The sequence below is a fragment of the Pseudomonas sp. S5D5 genome (genome assembly GCF_003013355.1).
Lineage (GTDB): Bacteria > Pseudomonadota > Gammaproteobacteria > Pseudomonadales > Pseudomonadaceae > Aquipseudomonas > Aquipseudomonas aylmerensis.
Genome location: NZ_PTEO01000001.1, coordinates 6,289,830 through 6,306,432, shown reverse-complemented (window position 1 = coordinate 6,306,432; position 16,603 = coordinate 6,289,830). Strand labels below are relative to the sequence as shown.

15 protein-coding genes and 1 riboswitch are annotated in these 16,603 nt (G+C 62.8%); of the genes, 10 read left to right on the top strand and 5 right to left on the bottom strand.

Annotated features, from left to right (window positions below; all coding sequences use genetic code 11):
• Positions 1-20: 20 nt before the first annotated feature.
• The 3 genes from C9990_RS28875 to C9990_RS28865 all read right to left on the bottom strand — a co-directional run bounded on the left by C9990_RS28875 (position 21) and on the right by C9990_RS28865 (position 2,407).
• Entirely contained in the window at positions 21-833 is an 813-nt protein-coding gene (locus C9990_RS28875; protein ID WP_106805332.1) for an aldo/keto reductase, read from the bottom strand.
• Positions 830-2,005, bottom strand: a complete 1,176-nt coding sequence (locus tag C9990_RS28870) for an FAD-binding oxidoreductase (RefSeq protein ID WP_106805331.1) — start codon at positions 2,003-2,005, stop codon at positions 830-832. The genes C9990_RS28875 and C9990_RS28870 overlap by 4 nt, the downstream gene beginning before the upstream one ends.
• Before the next feature lie 66 nt (positions 2,006-2,071).
• A complete protein-coding gene (locus C9990_RS28865; RefSeq protein WP_065900074.1) occupies positions 2,072-2,407 on the bottom strand; it encodes a multidrug efflux SMR transporter in 336 nt (111 codons plus the stop codon).
• 123 nt (positions 2,408-2,530) lie between these two features.
• Between C9990_RS28865 and C9990_RS28860 the strand changes: the two genes are divergently transcribed.
• Positions 2,531-3,421 carry a LysR family transcriptional regulator gene (locus tag C9990_RS28860; protein ID WP_106805330.1) on the top strand — a complete coding sequence of 297 codons (891 nt, stop codon included), beginning with the start codon at positions 2,531-2,533 and terminating at the stop codon, positions 3,419-3,421.
• A 23-nt stretch (positions 3,422-3,444) separates the two neighbouring features.
• On the top strand, positions 3,445-4,722 hold the full coding sequence (gene waaA, locus C9990_RS28855) for a lipid IV(A) 3-deoxy-D-manno-octulosonic acid transferase (protein ID WP_106805329.1): 1,278 nt from the start codon (positions 3,445-3,447) through the stop codon (positions 4,720-4,722).
• Positions 4,723-4,781: 59 nt separating this feature from the next.
• Here the strand turns inward: waaA and C9990_RS28850 are convergent, their stop codons facing one another.
• Positions 4,782-6,221, bottom strand: coding sequence for a TolC family outer membrane protein (locus C9990_RS28850; protein ID WP_065900078.1), 1,440 nt, complete (start codon positions 6,219-6,221; stop codon positions 4,782-4,784).
• A 196-nt stretch (positions 6,222-6,417) separates the two neighbouring features.
• Positions 6,418-6,523: riboswitch (TPP riboswitch) on the top strand.
• Between the two features lie 148 nt (positions 6,524-6,671).
• Here C9990_RS28850 and thiC point away from each other — a divergent pair.
• Together thiC and cytX are read left to right on the top strand one after the other, a co-directional pair.
• Positions 6,672-8,576 carry a phosphomethylpyrimidine synthase ThiC gene (gene thiC / locus C9990_RS28845; RefSeq protein ID WP_106805328.1) on the top strand — a complete coding sequence of 635 codons (1,905 nt, stop codon included), beginning with the start codon at positions 6,672-6,674 and terminating at the stop codon, positions 8,574-8,576.
• A gap of 165 nt (positions 8,577-8,741) precedes the next feature.
• Positions 8,742-10,031, top strand: coding sequence for a putative hydroxymethylpyrimidine transporter CytX (gene cytX, locus C9990_RS28840; RefSeq protein ID WP_106805327.1), 1,290 nt, complete (start codon positions 8,742-8,744; stop codon positions 10,029-10,031).
• Here the strand turns inward: cytX and C9990_RS28835 are convergent.
• Positions 10,000-10,746 (bottom strand): RsiV family protein, encoded by a 747-nt coding sequence (locus C9990_RS28835; RefSeq protein WP_106805326.1) that lies wholly within the window; start codon positions 10,744-10,746, stop codon positions 10,000-10,002. The two genes, cytX and C9990_RS28835, sit on opposite strands and share 32 nt — an antisense overlap.
• Positions 10,747-10,939: 193 nt before the next feature.
• Between C9990_RS28835 and C9990_RS28830 the strand changes: the two genes are divergently transcribed.
• The 6 genes from C9990_RS28830 (at position 10,940) to C9990_RS28805 (ending at position 16,602) form a co-directional block, all read left to right on the top strand.
• Positions 10,940-11,557 (top strand): NUDIX domain-containing protein, encoded by a 618-nt coding sequence (locus C9990_RS28830; RefSeq protein WP_065900083.1) that lies wholly within the window; start codon positions 10,940-10,942, stop codon positions 11,555-11,557.
• Positions 11,548-11,997 carry a DUF1249 domain-containing protein gene (locus tag C9990_RS28825; protein WP_017526444.1) on the top strand — a complete coding sequence of 150 codons (450 nt, stop codon included), beginning with the start codon at positions 11,548-11,550 and terminating at the stop codon, positions 11,995-11,997. The genes C9990_RS28830 and C9990_RS28825 overlap by 10 nt, the downstream gene beginning before the upstream one ends.
• A 98-nt stretch (positions 11,998-12,095) precedes the next feature.
• Positions 12,096-12,911, top strand: coding sequence for a 3',5'-cyclic-AMP phosphodiesterase (cpdA, locus tag C9990_RS28820; protein WP_106805325.1), 816 nt, complete (start codon positions 12,096-12,098; stop codon positions 12,909-12,911).
• Positions 12,912-13,046: 135 nt separating this feature from the next.
• A complete protein-coding gene (locus tag C9990_RS28815; protein ID WP_065900087.1) occupies positions 13,047-13,655 on the top strand; it encodes a YqiA/YcfP family alpha/beta fold hydrolase in 609 nt (202 codons plus the stop codon).
• Positions 13,656-13,699: 44 nt separating this feature from the next.
• Positions 13,700-15,607 (top strand): DNA topoisomerase IV subunit B, encoded by a 1,908-nt coding sequence (gene parE / locus C9990_RS28810; protein ID WP_065900089.1) that lies wholly within the window; start codon positions 13,700-13,702, stop codon positions 15,605-15,607.
• On the top strand, positions 15,607-16,602 hold the full coding sequence (locus tag C9990_RS28805) for an esterase-like activity of phytase family protein (protein ID WP_106805324.1): 996 nt from the start codon (positions 15,607-15,609) through the stop codon (positions 16,600-16,602). Before parE ends, C9990_RS28805 begins: the two co-directional genes overlap by 1 nt.
• Position 16,603 lies beyond the last annotated feature (1 nt).

Below are 16,603 nucleotides of genomic sequence, written 5' to 3'. Positions count from 1 at the left end.
GGTCGGCCGCGTCGGCGGCATCAGAGTTGACGAATGACTTGGGCAGCGGTCGCCACGTTATGGGCCAGGTGCAGCGGATTGATGGTCCCGACAATAGCACTGGCGACGCCCGTTTGCGCAAACAACAACGTGAAACTCGCCCGAATTGGATCCACTCCAGGTTCCAGGCACACGTGGCCGCTGGCCAGGGCTTTTTTCACCAGGATGCCTTTGCCATGGGCCGCTGCATAATCAATGACGGCTTTCTCGGCCTGTTCGTTCAGATTGTAGGTGACCATCGCGCAATCACCTTGTTCCAGAGCCTTTACGCCGCCCTGGACGGTTTTGCCGGAGAACCCGAAACCGCGGATCTTGCCTTCTTTTTTCAACGCCGCCAGGGTCTGGTAGACCTCGCAGTCATTGAGGATATGCAGGTCATTGCCGTCGGAATGCACCAGCACCAGGTCGATAAAATCCGTTTCAAGTCTTTTCAAGCTGCGCTCGATCGACATCCGGGTATGGGCGGCGCTGAAGTCGTGATGGGACACGCCCTCGGCAAACTCTTCACCGACCTTGCTGACGATCACCCAGTCCTTGCGCTGGCCGCGCAGCAGCGGCCCCAGGCGTTCTTCGCTGCGCCCGTAGGCCGGCGCGGTATCGATGAGGTTGATGCCCAGCTGGCGGGCCTGGCGCAGCAGCATCCGCGCAGCGTCATCATCGGGAATCGTGAACCCGCTGGGGTACTTCACCCCTTGGTCGCGGCCGAGCTTGACGGTGCCCAGGCCCAGTGGCGAAACCAACAGGCCGGTGCTGCCGAGAGGGCGATGCAGGTCGTGCAGGGTCGGCAGGCTCATGGCAACAGTTGCTCCCAGGCGGGTACGCCGATGGCGGGTTTAGGCAGCTCAGGCAGGGGTTCGGAGGCGCTTGGGTGGATGCCGTCGCGTTCGAGGCTGTTGATCACCCGATCGGCGAAGTCCGGCGCCAGCGCCAGCTTGGTCGGCCAGCCCACCAGCAGGCGGCCCTGTTCGGCGACGAAGGCATTGTCGGGGCGTGTGAGGCCTGATTGCAGCGGCTCGGCACGGTCGACACGCAGGGTCGCCCAGCGGGTCTGGTGCATGTCGATCCATGGCAGCAATTGCGCGAGTTCTTTTTGCGCAGTGGCGATCTGCTCTTCAGGTGTGCGCGCCACTCCATCGGCTTCGGCAATATCGCCGCCCATGTACCACACCCAGTTGCCGTCGGCAGCGGGGTGAGTGGTGACGGTGATGCGCGGCTTGGTGCCGCCGCCCAGGCAGTGGGCATACAGCGGCTTCAAGCCGGGGCCTTTGGCGATGATCATGTGCAGCGGACGTGTTTGCATGGCCGGCTGGCTCAGGCCGAGGTCGGCCAGCAGGTCGGCAGTGCCTTTGCCGGCGCTCAGCACGATGCGCTGGGCGCGGATCTCGCGGCCATCGACCTTCAGGCCCACCAGGGTGTCGCCTTCCAGCAATGGCTCGATGTGTTGCCCGGCGAGCAAGCCGTCACCGGCCAGTTGCGCCAGGCGTTCGATCAGGCTCGGTACGTCGATGACCAGCTCGGCCAGGCGATAGACCTTGCCCTTGAAGCGGCGGTCCTGCAGGGCCGGCGGTAGCTCATCACCCTTGACCTGGTCGACACGGCCGCGCACGGCCTTGCTGGCGAAGAAGCTGGTGAGGTTGCCGGCGATCGTGCCGGGGGACCACAGATAATGCGCTTCGGACAGTAGGCGCACGCCGGACAGGTCCAGCTCACCGCTGCCGGCCAAGGCCTCGCGCCAGCGGCGCGGCATATCGGCAATCGCTTCGGAGGCGCCGGTGAGGGCGCCGTGCAGGGCGTATTTAGCCCCGCCGTGGATGATTCCCTGGGACTTCACGCTTTGTCCGCCACCCAAGGTGGCGCTTTCCACCAGCACCGTGGAAAACCCCTGGCGGCGCAGGCGCGCATTCAGCCAGAGGCCGGCAACTCCGGCGCCGACAATCAGCACGTCGGTGGAAATAACGGATGGCATGGGCGACCTCAGTGTTCAAGACAAGAGGCGCAGTATACAGGGATCGAAATGCAGCGATGATGGGTGTCAGTGCCCGGCGGTTTTCGAGAATAGCTGAATCACCACCACGCCCAGCACAATCAAGCCCATCCCCAGCATGGCCGGAACGTCGAGCTTCTGCCCGTAGATAAACAGCGCCGCGACACTGACCATCACGATGCCCATGCCTGCCCACACCGCATACGCCACGCCCACCGGCACGGTGCGCACCACCAAAGTCAGCATCCAGAATGCGATGCCGTAGCCGACGATCACCAGTGCGAGCGGCAGGGGGGTGCTCCAACCCTTGACGGCTTTCATGGAGACGGTCGCGATCACTTCCGAGCAGATGGCAATAGCCAGGTAGAGGTAGGCGGCATTCATGGGGGGTATTCCTCGGAGATGAGTTCTGATGTGTAGGAGTCCGGCTTCTACAGGGCTGGCATTCTAGACGCCTGGCAGATGGGGTAAAGTCATTACCTATCCGAAATAAAGATGGGTTGAGCCATGAGCGTGCAGTGGAATCTGGAGCAGATGCGCCTGTTTGTCAGTGTCGCCGAACAGCGCTCGTTTTCGGCCGTGGCGCGCGACCAGCGCAAGGCGCAATCGGCGGTGAGCAGTGCGATTGCCTTGCTGGAGGCGGACCTGGGCCTGAGCCTGTTTGAGCGTAGCAGTGGCCGTCAGCCACGCCTGACCGAGGCGGGCAGTGTGTTGCTGGAGGAAGCGCGTGAAGTCTTGCGCCAGTGTGAGCGGCTCAACGGCCGTGCGCTGTCGTTGACCCGCGGGGAAGAAGCCTGCCTGCGCCTGGCCCAGGACGAAGCCATGTTGTTCCAACCGATACTCGATAGCCTCGAGGCGCTGGCGGGGCAGTACCCGCTGCTGGAGGTGCAACTGTCCAGCGCCGCCCAGGGCGATGTGGCGCGCAAGTTGGTGGAGCGCAAGGCCGACCTGGGCCTGTTGTTCTATCACGACCAGATCCCCGAGGCTCTGGAGCGGCGTGTGGTCGGCAGTGTGGAAATGGTCACTGTGTGCGGCGTGAACCACCCGCTGGCTGCGGAAAACTACGTGACATGCCAGCGCCTGGCGCAGTTTCGCCAGTTGCTGATGTCGACCCAGACCAGCGTCTACCCCGGCAGCGAAGCCGCCAGCCCGCTGGTGTGGCGCGCCGACAGCTTCTACGTATTGGCCGAGTGGCTGATGAGTGGCCTGGGCTGGGCCTGGCTGCCCCGACATATCGTGCAATACCCGACCTACCAGCAGCAGATGGTGGAACTGCACAGCGAATGGACGCCGCCGGCGCTGGTGGTGGAGCTGGTCTGGCGTCGCGATGAGCACCTGGGTCCCGCTGCGCGCTTCCTTGCCGAACGTTTTGCCGAGCGCTTGCAGGCGATCGACTGAAAAAGCCGATAAACTCCGCCGCCATGAATAGAACTCTCTACAGCTGTCTGTTTTACCTGGCGCTGCCGTTGGTGGCTTTACGTCTGTGGCTGCGTGCGCGCAAGGCGCCTGCCTATGCCAAGCGCATCGGCGAGCGGTTATCCTATGGCTTGCCGGTGCTGCAGCCGGGCGGAATCTGGGTGCATGCCGTGTCGGTGGGCGAAAGTATTGCCGCCGCGCCGATGGTGCGCGGGCTGCTGGCGCGTTATCCGACCCTGCCGATCACCGTCACCTGCATGACGCCGACCGGTTCCGAGCGTATCCAGGCGCTGTTCGCCAATGAGCCGCGCGTGCAGCACTGCTACCTGCCCTATGACTTGCCGTGCGCGGCCAAGCGTTTCCTTGACCGGGTGCAGCCGAAGCTGGCGGTGATCATGGAAACCGAGCTGTGGCCCAATCATATTCATGCCTGCGCCCAGCGCGGGATCCCGGTGGCGTTGGCGAATGCGCGGTTGTCGGCACGTTCTGCCAAGGGCTATGCAAAATTTGCCAAGCTGACGGCGCCGATGCTGTCGCAAATGAGCTTGTTCGCGGTGCAGACCGAGACCGAGGCCCAGCGTTTCCTGAGCCTCGGCGCGCGGCCGGACACCGTCGAGGTCACCGGCTCGATCAAGTTCGACCTGACCATCGACCCCCAGCTGCCGCTGCGTGCTGCTGCGCTGCGCGAGCAATGGGGCGCCAGCGAGCGTCCGGTGTGGATCGCGGCCAGTACCCATGAAGGCGAAGATGAAGTGGTGCTGGCTGCCCATCGCCAGTTGCTCGACAGCTATCCGAATGCGCTGTTGATCCTGGTGCCACGCCATCAGGAGCGCTTCGGACCGATGTTCGAGCTGTGTGAGCAGCAGGGCTTCGTCACGGTGCGCCGTTCCAGCGGCGCGCCGGTGACCGCGCAAACCTCGGTATTGCTTGGCGATACCATGGGTGAGTTGTTGTTCCTCTATGCCCTGGCCGACAGTGCGTTTGTCGGCGGCAGCCTGGTCGCGACCGGTGGACACAACCCGCTGGAGCCGGCGGCATTGGCCAAGCCGGTGATCATGGGGCCACATGTGTTCAACTTCCTCGAAATCACCGCAATGATGCGCGAAGCCGGGGCGTTGCGAGAGGTGGATGACGCCGAAGGCCTGGCCGAAGCCGTGCGCCAGTTGTTCGAACTGCCGCAGGATGCCCGCAAGATGGCGCAGGCGGGACTCAAGGTGATGCAGGCCAACCAGGGCGCGCTGCAGCGCTTGCTGGATGGCTTGGGCAAACTCCTGAACCACTGACCACACAACTCAAATGCAGGCGCAGCCAAGCCAGCGCCTGCATGGGTTATGCGGTGTGGTTAATAGCCAGGGCGGGCCTTGAGCTGTTCGGCGGCGGCCTTGGCCAGGTCCGGTGGCAGGAAGTCGCGATCGGGGTTGTAGTCAGCCTTGAGGTAGCGCGCCAGGTCCTGCAGATCCCCGGGGTTCAAGGTGCCCGCCGCCTGCTTCAGGCGCAGGTTGTCGAGGATGTAGTCGTAGCGGCTGTTGTTGTAGTTGCGCACCGACGAATACAGCTGGCGCTGTGAGTCCAGCACATCGACGATGTTGCGCGTGCCCACCTGGTAACCGATTTCCGTGGCTTCCACCGCGCTCTGGTTGGAGATGATCGACTGGCGGCGCGCCTGCACCTGTTCGACATCGGTATTCACCGCGCGGTGCAGGTTGCGCGTGTTTTCCACCACCTGGCGGCGCAGGCCTTCGCGTTGCTGCTCGGTCTGGCCCAGGCGCGAGTAGGACTCACGCACTTGCGAGCTGGTCAGGCCGCCGCTGTAGATCGGGATGTTCAGGCGCAGGCCGATGGTGCGCTGCTCCACATCGCCACGGTACGGCGTGCCGAAGGCATTCGGGTTGCTGAAACCGAGGGCGTCGTTGTCGCCTTTCTCGTATTGGGCCACGGCATCCAGGGTCGGCGCATGCCCGGCCTTGCGCTGCTTGAGGGTTTCTTCGGCGGCGGTGACCGCGTAGTTGCTGGCCAGCAGGTTCAGGTTCTGGCGACCGGCCGTTTCCACCCACGACTTGGCGTCATTCGGCAGCGGCGGCAGCACGGGCAAGGTGTGGACAATGCCCTGGATCGAGTTGTACTGGCGATTGGTCAGGGTGATCAGTGCTTCGAATGCATCGTCCACCTGGCGCTGCGCGACAATCCGGTTGGCCCGTGCAGTGTCGTAGCTGGCCTGGGATTGCAGCACGTCGGTCTTGTCCGAGAGGCCGACATCGAAGCGTTCGTTGGATTGATCCAGCTGGCGCTTGAAGGCGTTTTCCTCGGCTTTGGTCGAGGCCAGGTTGTCCTGGGCGCGCAGCACCGCGAAATAACTTTCGGCACTTTGCAGGATCAGGTTCTGTTCGGTGGCCGACAGTTGCAGGGCGGCCTGTTCATTCGTGGCCTCGGCCGCTTGCAGCTGGAACCAGCGGTCGGCGCGGAACAGCGGCTGGCTCAGGGTCGCGCGCCAGGAGTGCGCGTCGCGGTTGGCGGTGGCGGCGGGCGTGTCGATCTGGGTGCGCACGTTATTGATATCGGCACCGCCCGACAGGTTCGGCAGCAAGCCTGCGCGTGCCTGGGGCACGACTTCTTTTTGCGCGCCGTATTGGGCGCGGGCGGCGGCCAGGTCGGCGTTGTTATCCACGGCTTCCTGGTAGACGCTGACCAGATCGGTTTTGGCGGACAAGGGCGCTTCAGCTGCCCAGACCATTCCGTTGGTCGCACAAGACACGGCGAGAGCCAGTGAGAGTTTGCGCAGCATGAGGCGATCCCTAGAATAAATATTACGGTGATAATTTAGCGCCCAAGGCTAAGGCTGGCCATTCCTGGCGTCAAGCACTGTGGCGGCAATCGAGTGTAGTGGGGGTGACACGGCGCAACAATCCCGCAATCACGCCATTCATCACGCTGAATGCACCGCTATTGGCAATTTGCCCACGGCATGGTCTAGACTGGCCGCGTTCTTGTCGGGGTGCCTTGTTGGAAGGCTGAGATCGGTAAATACCGGATCCCGTTGAACCTGATCAGGTTAACGCCTGCGTAGGGAACAAGATTTCTCGTCACCCGGCGAGTCCTCTTGTGCTTCGTCCGGGATGTTGTTCGACAATCGAACAGCTCTTGTGCGCCAAGCACAGCACTGGTTTCAGTGCGTCCATTCGTCACAGGTTCGCTCCGACAAAAATCCACCACCTGGATAGTTGGAGAGCCCGTGATGAGCACAGAAATAAAAAGTACAAAATTGAAAAACACCGTGCACTTGAGTGAATCGGCCAAGGTCGACTCCGGCTCCGTGCAGCCGTTTACCCGCTCGAAGAAAATCTACGTGCAAGGCACCCGCCCGGACATTCGTGTGCCGATGCGTGAAATCAGCCTGGACGTGACCCCCACCGATTTCGGCGGTGAAATCAACGCGCCCGTGGTGGTGTACGACACGTCCGGCCCCTACACCGACCCCAACGTCATCATCGACGTGCGCAGAGGCCTGGGCGATGTGCGTTCGCCGTGGATCGAAGTGCGTGGCGACACCGAGCGCCTGTCCGGCCTCAGCTCGCACTTCGGCCAACAGCGCCTCAGCGATGCCGAATTGACCGCGCTGCGCTTTGCCCACGTGAAGAACCCGCGCCGCGCCAAGGCCGGCGCCAACGTCACCCAGATGCACTACGCGCGCAAAGGCATCATCACTGCCGAGATGGAATACGTCGCCATCCGCGAAAACATGAAGCTCGAAGAGGCCCGCGCCAGCGGCCTGCTCGACCAGCAACACGCCGGCCACAGCTTCGGCGCCAGCGTGCCGAAAATCATCACCCCGGAATTTGTGCGCGAAGAAATCGCCCGTGGCCGCGCGATCATCCCGGCCAACATCAACCACACCGAACTGGAACCGATGATCATCGGCCGTAACTTCCTGGTGAAGATCAACGGCAACATCGGCAACAGCGCGCTGGGTTCGTCCATCGAAGAAGAAGTGGCGAAACTCACCTGGGGCATTCGCTGGGGCTCGGACACGGTGATGGACCTGTCCACCGGCAAGCACATCCACGAAACCCGCGAGTGGATCATCCGCAACTCGCCGGTGCCGATCGGTACCGTGCCGATCTACCAGGCCCTGGAGAAAGTCGGCGGCGCCGCCGAAGACCTGACCTGGGAGCTGTTCCGCGACACCTTGATCGAACAGGCCGAGCAGGGCGTGGACTACTTCACCATCCACGCCGGCGTACTGCTGCGCTATGTGCCGCTGACCGCCAAGCGCGTCACCGGGATTGTCTCGCGTGGCGGCTCGATCATGGCCAAGTGGTGCCTGGCGCACCACAAAGAGAACTTCACCTACACGCATTTCGACGAAATCTGCGAAATCATGAAGGCCTATGACGTCAGCTTCTCCCTCGGCGATGGCCTGCGCCCTGGCTCGATCGCGGATGCCAACGACGCCGCGCAATTCGGCGAGCTGGAAACCCTCGGCGAGCTGACCAAGACCGCCTGGAAGCACGACGTGCAAACCATGATCGAAGGCCCCGGCCACGTGCCGATGCAACTGATCAAGGAGAACATGGACAAGCAGCTGGAGTGCTGCGACGAGGCGCCGTTCTACACCCTCGGCCCGCTGACCACCGATATCGCGCCCGGCTATGACCACATCACCTCGGGCATCGGTGCGGCGATGATCGGCTGGTTCGGCTGCGCCATGCTCTGCTACGTCACGCCCAAGGAGCACCTGGGCCTGCCGAACAAGGACGACGTGAAAACCGGGATCATCACCTACAAGATCGCTGCGCATGCGGCCGACCTCGCAAAAGGCCACCCCGGCGCGCAGATCCGCGACAACGCCTTGAGCAAGGCGCGCTTCGAGTTCCGTTGGGAAGACCAGTTCAACCTCGGCCTCGACCCGGACACCGCGCGTTCGTATCACGATGAAACCCTGCCGAAGGACTCGGCCAAGGTCGCGCATTTCTGCTCGATGTGCGGGCCGAAGTTCTGCTCGATGAAAATCACCCAGGAAGTGCGTGAGTACGCGGCCAACCAGCGCATCGAAGCGGTGGATGTGGACGTGGCCAAAGGCTTGGCCGAGCAGGCGGAGCGGTTCAAGCAGGAAGGCAGTCAGCTTTACAAAAAGGTCTGATCCGAGGCGGCGGTGCCTGCACCGCCGTCATCGCGGGCAAGCCCGGCTCCCACAGTTGATCGCGTTGTACACAGCTTTTGTGTCTACAGCCGGTCCCCTGTGGGAGCCGGGCTTGCCCGCGATAGCGATCCCCCAAACAACACAGGTTCCTCAGAGATAACCCCCTTGAGTATTCAACCCAGCACCTACTCCCCCGACATTGCAGTGCCTGCTGACAAGCGCGTCTTCGGCGCCCGCGACCTGTTCTCACTGTGGTTTTCCCTCGGCATCGGCCTGATGGTCCTGCAGACCGGCGCGTTGCTCGCACCCGGCCTGGGCTTGTCCGGCTCGTTGCTGGCGATTTTCCTCGGTACCCTGGTCGGCGTGCTGTTGCTGGCCGCCGTCGGCGTGATCGGCAGCGACACCGGCCTGTCGGCAATGGCGGCGCTAAAGCTCAGCCTGGGGGCCAAGGGCGCCAGCCTGCCCGCGCTGCTTAACCTGCTGCAGTTGATCGGCTGGGGTTCGTTCGAAATCATTGTGATGCGCGATGCCGCCAGCCTGTTGGGCGCGCGGGCGTTCAGCGACGGCAGCCTGTTGGCCAGCCCTTTGCTGTGGACGCTGTTTTTCGGTGGTTTGGCGACTTTGCTCGCGGTCAGCGGGCCGCTGACGTTCGTACGGCAGATCCTGCGCAAGTGGGGCATCTGGCTGCTGCTCGCCGCCTGCCTGTGGCTGACCTGGAACCTGTTCGTCAAGGCCGACCTCGCCACACTCTGGGCCCAGGCTGGCGACGGGTCGATGCCGTTTGCAGTGGGTTTTGATATTGCGATCGCCATGCCGTTGTCGTGGTTGCCGCTGATTGCCGACTACTCGCGATTCGGCAAGCGTGCAAAAAGCGTATTCGGCGGCACGGCCCTGGGCTTCTTTATCGGCAATTTCTGGCTGATGAGCCTGGGCGTGGCCTACACCCTGGCGTTTGCGCCGAGCGGCGAAGTGAATGCGCTGTTGCTGGCATTGGCCGGTGCTGGGCTGGGGATTCCGCTGCTGCTGATCCTGTTGGACGAGTCGGAAAACGCCTTCGCCGATATCCATTCGGCGGCGGTGTCCAGCGGGATGCTGCTGCGTGTGAAGGTCGAGCACCTGGCGCTGGCCATCGGTGTGATCTGCACCCTGATCGCCTGTTTTGCGCCGTTGGCCCAGTACCAGAACTTCCTGTTGCTGATCGGCTCGGTGTTCGCGCCGCTGTTCGGCGTGGTGCTGGTGGATCACTTCATCCTGCGCCGTCGTGGCCAGGGTGCGCTGGCCAACCTGCGTTGGCCGGCGCTGTTGGCGTGGCTTGGCGGCATTGCGACCTATCACGTGCTGGCCAACCTTTACCCGGACATCGGCGCGACGCTGCCGGCACTGGTGCTGGCAGGGCTGTTGCAGTTTATTTTGGGCCGGGCCTTCAGTGGCGCACAGGCACCAGCTCAGGCTTGATGATGCCGTCCAGGCGCGAGTACGGAATCTGCAACTCGACGTGGCCCAGGGCATACGGCGCAATGGTGTTGGTCGGGTACTTGAGGATCACGCCACCGTAGGTCAGCGCCACGTTCGGGGTTTTCTGGAAGGGGTAGGTTTTCACATACTCCGGCTCCAGGCTCAGGCGCGTGCTGATCAGCCAGCTGTTGTGCGCGACCTGGGCGGATTTCCAGAAAGCCTCTTCCTTGCCGGGCAGCAGCATGTCGGTCAGCGACAGCGCTTTTTGCTGCTGGCGCGAATAGTTGATGAACGCGCGGCCGGGCTCGCCGTGAGTCGCGCCCTGATCCAGGTAGCTGGACAGTTCGATGATCACCAAGCCGTCATGCTGTTCGCGTACCTTGGCCTGCAAGTACATGCTGTTGCGTGGCGCGGCGGTCTTGAGGAACTGCTCGCGATACGTTTCCAGGCTGGTCGGCAGCGGGTCGCTCGGGGTGGTGCGGGTCATTTCCAGCAGGCGTTGTTCGATCAACGCGTCCAGCTTGGGCTCCTTGGCAAAGTGCACGGTGTCGATATTCACCAGCGGGCAGTCGGTGCTGGCGCAGCCTGGCTTGCTTTGCTCGGTGGCGTCGCGAGTGGCTTCCAGGGGGGCACGATAGCTGGGTTGGAACAGGCTTTGGCAGGCACCAAGGGTCAATGCGATGCAGGCCACGGAGGCGATTTTTAAAAGCGACATGGATGTCCTTCGTCTATCGATAAGAGCGAAATTTGTGGAGCTTCGACTACCGGCAGGGCAGTCAGTTCGCCACTAAGCTGATTAGAGTGTGTTTGACGCTCGCCGTCTATCCCGGCAACCGGAAAGGGGCTGCACCAACGGGCATGAGCGCGTTAGGATGGCGCCAATTGCGCAGGCTTAACGAGGATGGGACATGACGGACTTTGCAAAATCGAAGCCGAGCAAAATCGAAATTGTTCAGCACGATAATCTCCACAAGGGCTTCTACAAGCTCGATCACATGCAACTGCGCCACGAGAAGTTCGACGGCAGCATGAGCCGGGTGATCAACCGCGAAGTCTTCGTTCGCCACGACGCCGTGTGTGTGCTGCCCTACGATCCACAGCGCGACGAAGTGGTGCTGAACGAGCAGTTTCGCGTCGGCGCCCTGGGCCGTACCGACAACCCGTGGCTGATCGAGATGGTCGCCGGCCTGATCGACAAGGACGAGCAACCCGAGGAGGTTGCGCACCGCGAGGGCGAGGAGGAAGCTGGGCTGACATTCTCGGCGCTGTGGCCGATCACGCGATATTTCCCGTCGCCCGGCGGCAGTACTGAATATGTGCACTTGTACCTGGGCCGCTGCAACAGCGCCGGTGTAGGTGGCGTCCATGGATTGGAAGAAGAAGCTGAAGACATCCGCGTCACCACCTGGGCCTTCGAAGATGCCCTGCAGGCGGTGCGCGACGGCAGAATTTCCAATGCAGCCAGCATCATTGCCCTGCAGTGGCTTGCGCTTAATCGCGCGGAAGTGAGGGGGTTATGGCAGTAAAGGCACGTGAACGCTATCGAGTCGACCTGATCGGGTTGCAAGCCGCCTGCGAGGCTAATTACGCGCGGCTGATGCGCCTGCTTCCCGACATGCGCCACACGCCAGAGGCGCGGCGCATCGGTGTCACCCATGGGGACCAGATGCTCGGCGTGCTGGCGCTGGAAGTCATCGTCAACTGTCCGTACACCACCACCCTGCGGGTGCGCCAGGAGCACAGCCTGCCCTGGCTGCCGGTGCCACAGCTGGAAGTGCAGGTGTACCACGACGCGCGAATGGCCGAAGTGATCAGCGCGGAACATGCACGACGCTTTCGCAGCATCTATCCTTACCCCAACGTGTTCATGCACCAGCCCGATGAGAAGGCACAACTGAATGTGTTCCTCGGCGAATGGTTGAGCCACTGCCTGGCCCTGGGCCATGAGTTTGAAGTTGTGCGGTAGATGTGAACTGCGTCAGCTTCCTTAGGTTTCCTCTTTGCGTCCTGCCCCAGCATAATCACGCCAACCCTCCATTCCTGTGATTGCCTTGGGAGAGCGCCTTGCCGAGCGTATCCACCTTGAACCCTGATGCGCCGGCGTTGCTGGTGCAACTGTCCGACAGCCACCTGTTTGCCGAGGCCGACGGTACGCTGCTGGGCATGAACACCCGTGAAAGCCTGCAACGGGTGATCGAGTTGGTGCGCCAGCAGCAGCCGCAGATCGATTTGCTGCTGGCCACCGGTGACCTGTCCCAGGACGGCACATTGGAGTCTTACCAGCAGTTTCGCGACCTCAGCGCGCAGATCAGCGCTCCGGCGCGGTGGATTCCGGGCAATCACGATGAGCCGCAGATCATGGCTCAGGCGGCCACGGGCAGCGCGCTGCTGGAGCCGGTAGTGGATGTCGGCCATTGGCGCATTACCTTGCTGGACTCCGCGGTACCTGGCTCTGTGCCGGGTTACCTGCAGGACCAGCAGCTGCAACTGCTGGCTCAGGCCTTGAGCGAAGCCCCGAACCGCCATCATCTGGTGTGCTTTCACCATCACCCGGTGTCCATCGGTTGCGCGTGGATGGAGCCCATCGGCTTGCGCAACCCCGAGGCTTTGTTTGCCGTGCTCGACCGTTTCCCGCAGGTCAGGGCGGTGCTCTGGGGTCACGTGCACCAGGAGATCGACCGCGAGCGCAATGGCGTACGCCTGCTGGCCTCACCGTCGACCTGCATCCAGTTCGCGCCGGGCAGTGAGGATTTCCAGGTCAGCGAGCAAGCGCCGGGCTACCGCTGGCTGCGCCTGCATGCCGACGGACGGTTGGAGACCGGGGTAGAGCGCGTCGAAGGCTTCGCCTTTACCATCGATTACGGCAGCAACGGCTATTAACGGCGGTAAACACCGCCATCACCGGCAAGCCAGCGCCCGCAGTGGATCTTCTGTGTCCTTCAGATAGAGGGACTCACATGCCACCCCGATCCCTGTAAACTGCGCCTTTTTTGGCGCAAGCATGGAGAGCCCGGCATGTCCGCTTCGATCCTGTATATCCACGGTTTCAACAGCGCGCCCGCATCCAACAAGGCCCGCCAGTTAGTGACCGTGATGGACAACCTTGGCCTGGGCGACCAGCTGCGTGTGCCGGCCCTGCATCACCATCCCCGTCAGGCAATTCCTCAATTGGAGGAAGCCATTGCCCTGCTGGGGCGGCCACTGCTGGTCGGCAGCTCACTCGGCGGCTACTATGCAACCCATCTTGCCGAACGCCATGGCCTGAAGGCGCTGCTGGTCAACCCGGCGGTCAGTCCCCACCGGATGTTCGACGGTTACCTGGGCACCCAGAAGAACCTCTACACCGATGAAACCTGGGAATTGACCCATGACCATGTCGCGGCGCTGGCCGAGCTGGAAGTACCGGCGCCCCAGGATGCCGCGCGGTATCAGGTGTGGTTGCAGACCGGCGATGAAACACTGGATTATCGCCTCGCCCAGCAGTATTACCGAGCCTGTGCCTTGCGCATCCAGGCCGGTGGCGACCATGGTTACCAGGGCTTCGCCCAGCAATTGCCGGCGCTGCTCAGCTTTGCCGGCATTGGCGCAGATCAGTATCAATCCTTCGACTTTGCAGCACTGTAAAGTCGCAGGTCACTTTTTAATCGAACGACTCACGACGAGACCCCATGGCCACTCCCAGCGCTAGCTCTTATAACGCCGACGCCATCGAAGTCCTCTCGGGCCTCGACCCGGTGCGCAAACGCCCCGGCATGTACACCGACACCAGCCGGCCGAACCACCTTGCCCAGGAAGTCATAGACAACAGCGTCGACGAAGCCTTGGCCGGCCACGCCAAGTCGGTGCATGTCATTCTCCACGCTGACCACTCCCTGGAAGTGTCCGACGATGGTCGCGGCATGCCCGTGGATATTCACCCGGAAGAGGGCGTCTCGGGCGTCGAGCTGATCCTCACCAAGCTGCACGCCGGCGGCAAGTTCTCCAACAAGAACTACCAGTTCTCCGGTGGCTTGCACGGTGTGGGTATTTCGGTGGTCAACGCCCTGTCGACCCTGGTGCGGGTCAAGGTCAAGCGCGACGGCAACGAATACGAAATGACCTTCGCCGATGGCTATAAAGCCACCGACCTGGCTGTGATCGGCACCGTGGGCAAGCGCAACACCGGTACCAGCGTGTACTTCGCCCCGGACCCGAAATACTTCGATTCGCCAAAATTCTCCATCAGCCGCCTCAAACACGTGCTCAAGGCCAAGGCCGTGCTGTGCCCGGGCCTGCTGGTCACCTTTGAAGACAAAGGCACCGGCGAGAAGGTCGAGTGGCACTACGAAGACGGTCTGCGCTCCTACCTGGAAGATTCAGTCAGCGAGTTCGAACGCCTGCCCAACGAGCCGTTCTGCGGCAGCCTGGCCGGTAACAAAGAAGCCGTCGACTGGGCGCTGCTGTGGTTGCCGGAAGGCGGCGACAGCGTGCAGGAAAGCTATGTCAACCTGATCCCGACCGCCCAGGGCGGTACCCACGTCAACGGTTTGCGCCAGGGCCTGCTGGATGCCATGCGCGAGTTCTGCGAATACCGCAGCCTGTTGCCGCGCGGCGTGAAGCTGGCGCCGGAAGACGTGTGGGAGCGCATCGCGTTCGTGCTGTCGATGAAGATGCAGGAGCCGCAGTTCTCCGGCCAGACCAAAGAGCGGCTGTCGTCCCGCGAGGCGGCGGCGTTTGTCTCCGGCGTGGTCAAGGACGCCTTCAGCCTGTGGCTCAACGAACACCCGGAACTGGGCCTGGCCCTGGCCGAACTGGCGATCAACAACGCCGGCCGCCGTCTGAAGGCCAGCAAGAAGGTCGAGCGCAAGCGCATCACCCAAGGCCCGGCGCTGCCTGGCAAGCTCGCCGATTGCGCCGGGCAGGACCCGATGCGGTCCGAACTGTTCCTGGTCGAGGGTGACTCCGCCGGTGGTTCCGCCAAGCAAGCGCGGGACAAGGAGTTCCAGGCGATCCTGCCGTTGCGCGGCAAGATCCTCAACACCTGGGAAGTCGATGGCAGCGAAGTGCTGGCCAGCCAGGAAGTGCACAACATTGCCGTCGCCATCGGTGTCGATCCGGGCGCTGCAGACATGAGCCAGCTGCGCTACGGCAAGATCTGCATCCTCGCCGACGCCGACTCCGACGGCCTGCACATCGCGACCTTGCTGTGCGCGCTGTTCGTGCAGCACTTCCGCCCGCTGGTCGACGCCGGTCACGTCTATGTCGCCATGCCGCCGCTGTACCGTATCGACCTGGGCAAGGAAATCTACTACGCCCTCGACGAGGCCGAGCGCGATGGCATTCTCGACCGCCTGGTCGCCGAGAAGAAACGCGGCAAGCCACAGGTCACGCGATTCAAAGGCCTGGGTGAAATGAACCCACCGCAACTGCGCGAAACCACCATGGACCCGAACACTCGGCGCCTGGTGCAGTTGACGCTGGGCGAAGACTTCGCCGAAACCTCGGAAATGATGGACATGCTGCTGGCGAAAAAACGCGCGCCGGACCGCAAGTCCTGGCTGGAATCCAAAGGCAACCTGGCCGAGGTTCTGGGCTGATGCGCACAGGTTTCGCCCTGGCGAGCCTGATATTGAGCGGGTTGGCGGCCACTCCGGTGATCGCCGCGCCCGTGGCAGAGCTGAAACTGGTGTCCGAACACGCGGTGGACGGCATGCGCGGCGGTAACCTGTCGGGGTTGGCGCTGTGTGGCAAGGCGCTGTGGACGGTTTCCGACCGCGACGACGACCAGATCTATCGCCTGGATATCAGCGCGCCGACCTGGCAGGCCGAAACCGTCAAGATCGAGGTGCCGCCGGTGCCGGAGTCCGGGTTGCCCTGGGGCTTGCGTTCGCGCACCAAGGCTGCTTCGTTCATTCGTGGTGGCGACCTGGATTTTGAGGGCATCAGCTGCGATGCCGCGGGCAATCGCTACATTGTCAGCGAAGCCCATGCCGCTGTGCTGCAAGTGCCGGTGGACGGTGCGCCTGAGTGGCTGAAAATTGCCCCGGGCATGGTCCGTGAAGCCCGCGCCAGTGGCATGTTGCTGCACTTCAATGCCTTGTTTGAAGGCTTGGCGGTGAACCCCGAGGGCAACCAGATCTGGCTGGCTGCCGAGCGTGAGCGGCGCGGCCTGATTTCCATCAAGCGCCCGCAAAGCCTGTGGGACTGTGATGGCCCTTGTGTGCTGTTGAGCGAGGCCGGGCAGGAAGTGCAGCCGGCGCAGTTCACCAATGCCAAGGCCGTTTCGAAGGATTTTGCCGACCTGGCCCTGTTCAACGGCAAGCTGTTTACCCTGGAGCGCAACGCGTTCCAGATTTGCCGGCGCGATGCGGTCACGGCCAAAGTCGAGCTGTGCTGGTCGTTCGCCGACGAGACCCTGACGCCCGAGCGCCGCTATGCCCAGCCTTACGGCCTGGCCGAAGCCCTGGTGGTGGACGCGGACGGTGCGTGGATCGGCATCGACAACAATTTCGGCCCTCGCGCCGATGGTGAAAAGCGCCCGGTGGTCTATCGTTTTGCCGCCCCGGCCGGTGGCTGGAGCGCCCAGCCATGAG

Bases quoted from the DNA above. Each gene is read 5' to 3' on its own strand.
- C9990_RS28875 (WP_106805332.1), bottom strand. From the start codon at position 833: ATGAGCCTGCCGACCCTGCACGACCTGCATCGCCCTCTCGGCAGCACC.
- C9990_RS28870 (WP_106805331.1), bottom strand. From the start codon at position 2,005: ATGCCATCCGTTATTTCCACCGACGTGCTGATTGTCGGCGCCGGAGTT.
- C9990_RS28865 (WP_065900074.1), bottom strand. From the start codon at position 2,407: ATGAATGCCGCCTACCTCTACCTGGCTATTGCCATCTGCTCGGAAGTG.
- C9990_RS28860 (WP_106805330.1), top strand. From the start codon at position 2,531: ATGAGCGTGCAGTGGAATCTGGAGCAGATGCGCCTGTTTGTCAGTGTC.
- waaA (WP_106805329.1), top strand. From the start codon at position 3,445: ATGAATAGAACTCTCTACAGCTGTCTGTTTTACCTGGCGCTGCCGTTG.
- C9990_RS28850 (WP_065900078.1), bottom strand. From the start codon at position 6,221: ATGCTGCGCAAACTCTCACTGGCTCTCGCCGTGTCTTGTGCGACCAAC.
- thiC (WP_106805328.1), top strand. From the start codon at position 6,672: ATGAGCACAGAAATAAAAAGTACAAAATTGAAAAACACCGTGCACTTG.
- C9990_RS28835 (WP_106805326.1), bottom strand. From the start codon at position 10,746: ATGTCGCTTTTAAAAATCGCCTCCGTGGCCTGCATCGCATTGACCCTT.
- C9990_RS28830 (WP_065900083.1), top strand. From the start codon at position 10,940: ATGACGGACTTTGCAAAATCGAAGCCGAGCAAAATCGAAATTGTTCAG.
- C9990_RS28825 (WP_017526444.1), top strand. From the start codon at position 11,548: ATGGCAGTAAAGGCACGTGAACGCTATCGAGTCGACCTGATCGGGTTG.
- C9990_RS28815 (WP_065900087.1), top strand. From the start codon at position 13,047: ATGTCCGCTTCGATCCTGTATATCCACGGTTTCAACAGCGCGCCCGCA.
- parE (WP_065900089.1), top strand. From the start codon at position 13,700: ATGGCCACTCCCAGCGCTAGCTCTTATAACGCCGACGCCATCGAAGTC.
- C9990_RS28805 (WP_106805324.1), top strand. From the start codon at position 15,607: ATGCGCACAGGTTTCGCCCTGGCGAGCCTGATATTGAGCGGGTTGGCG.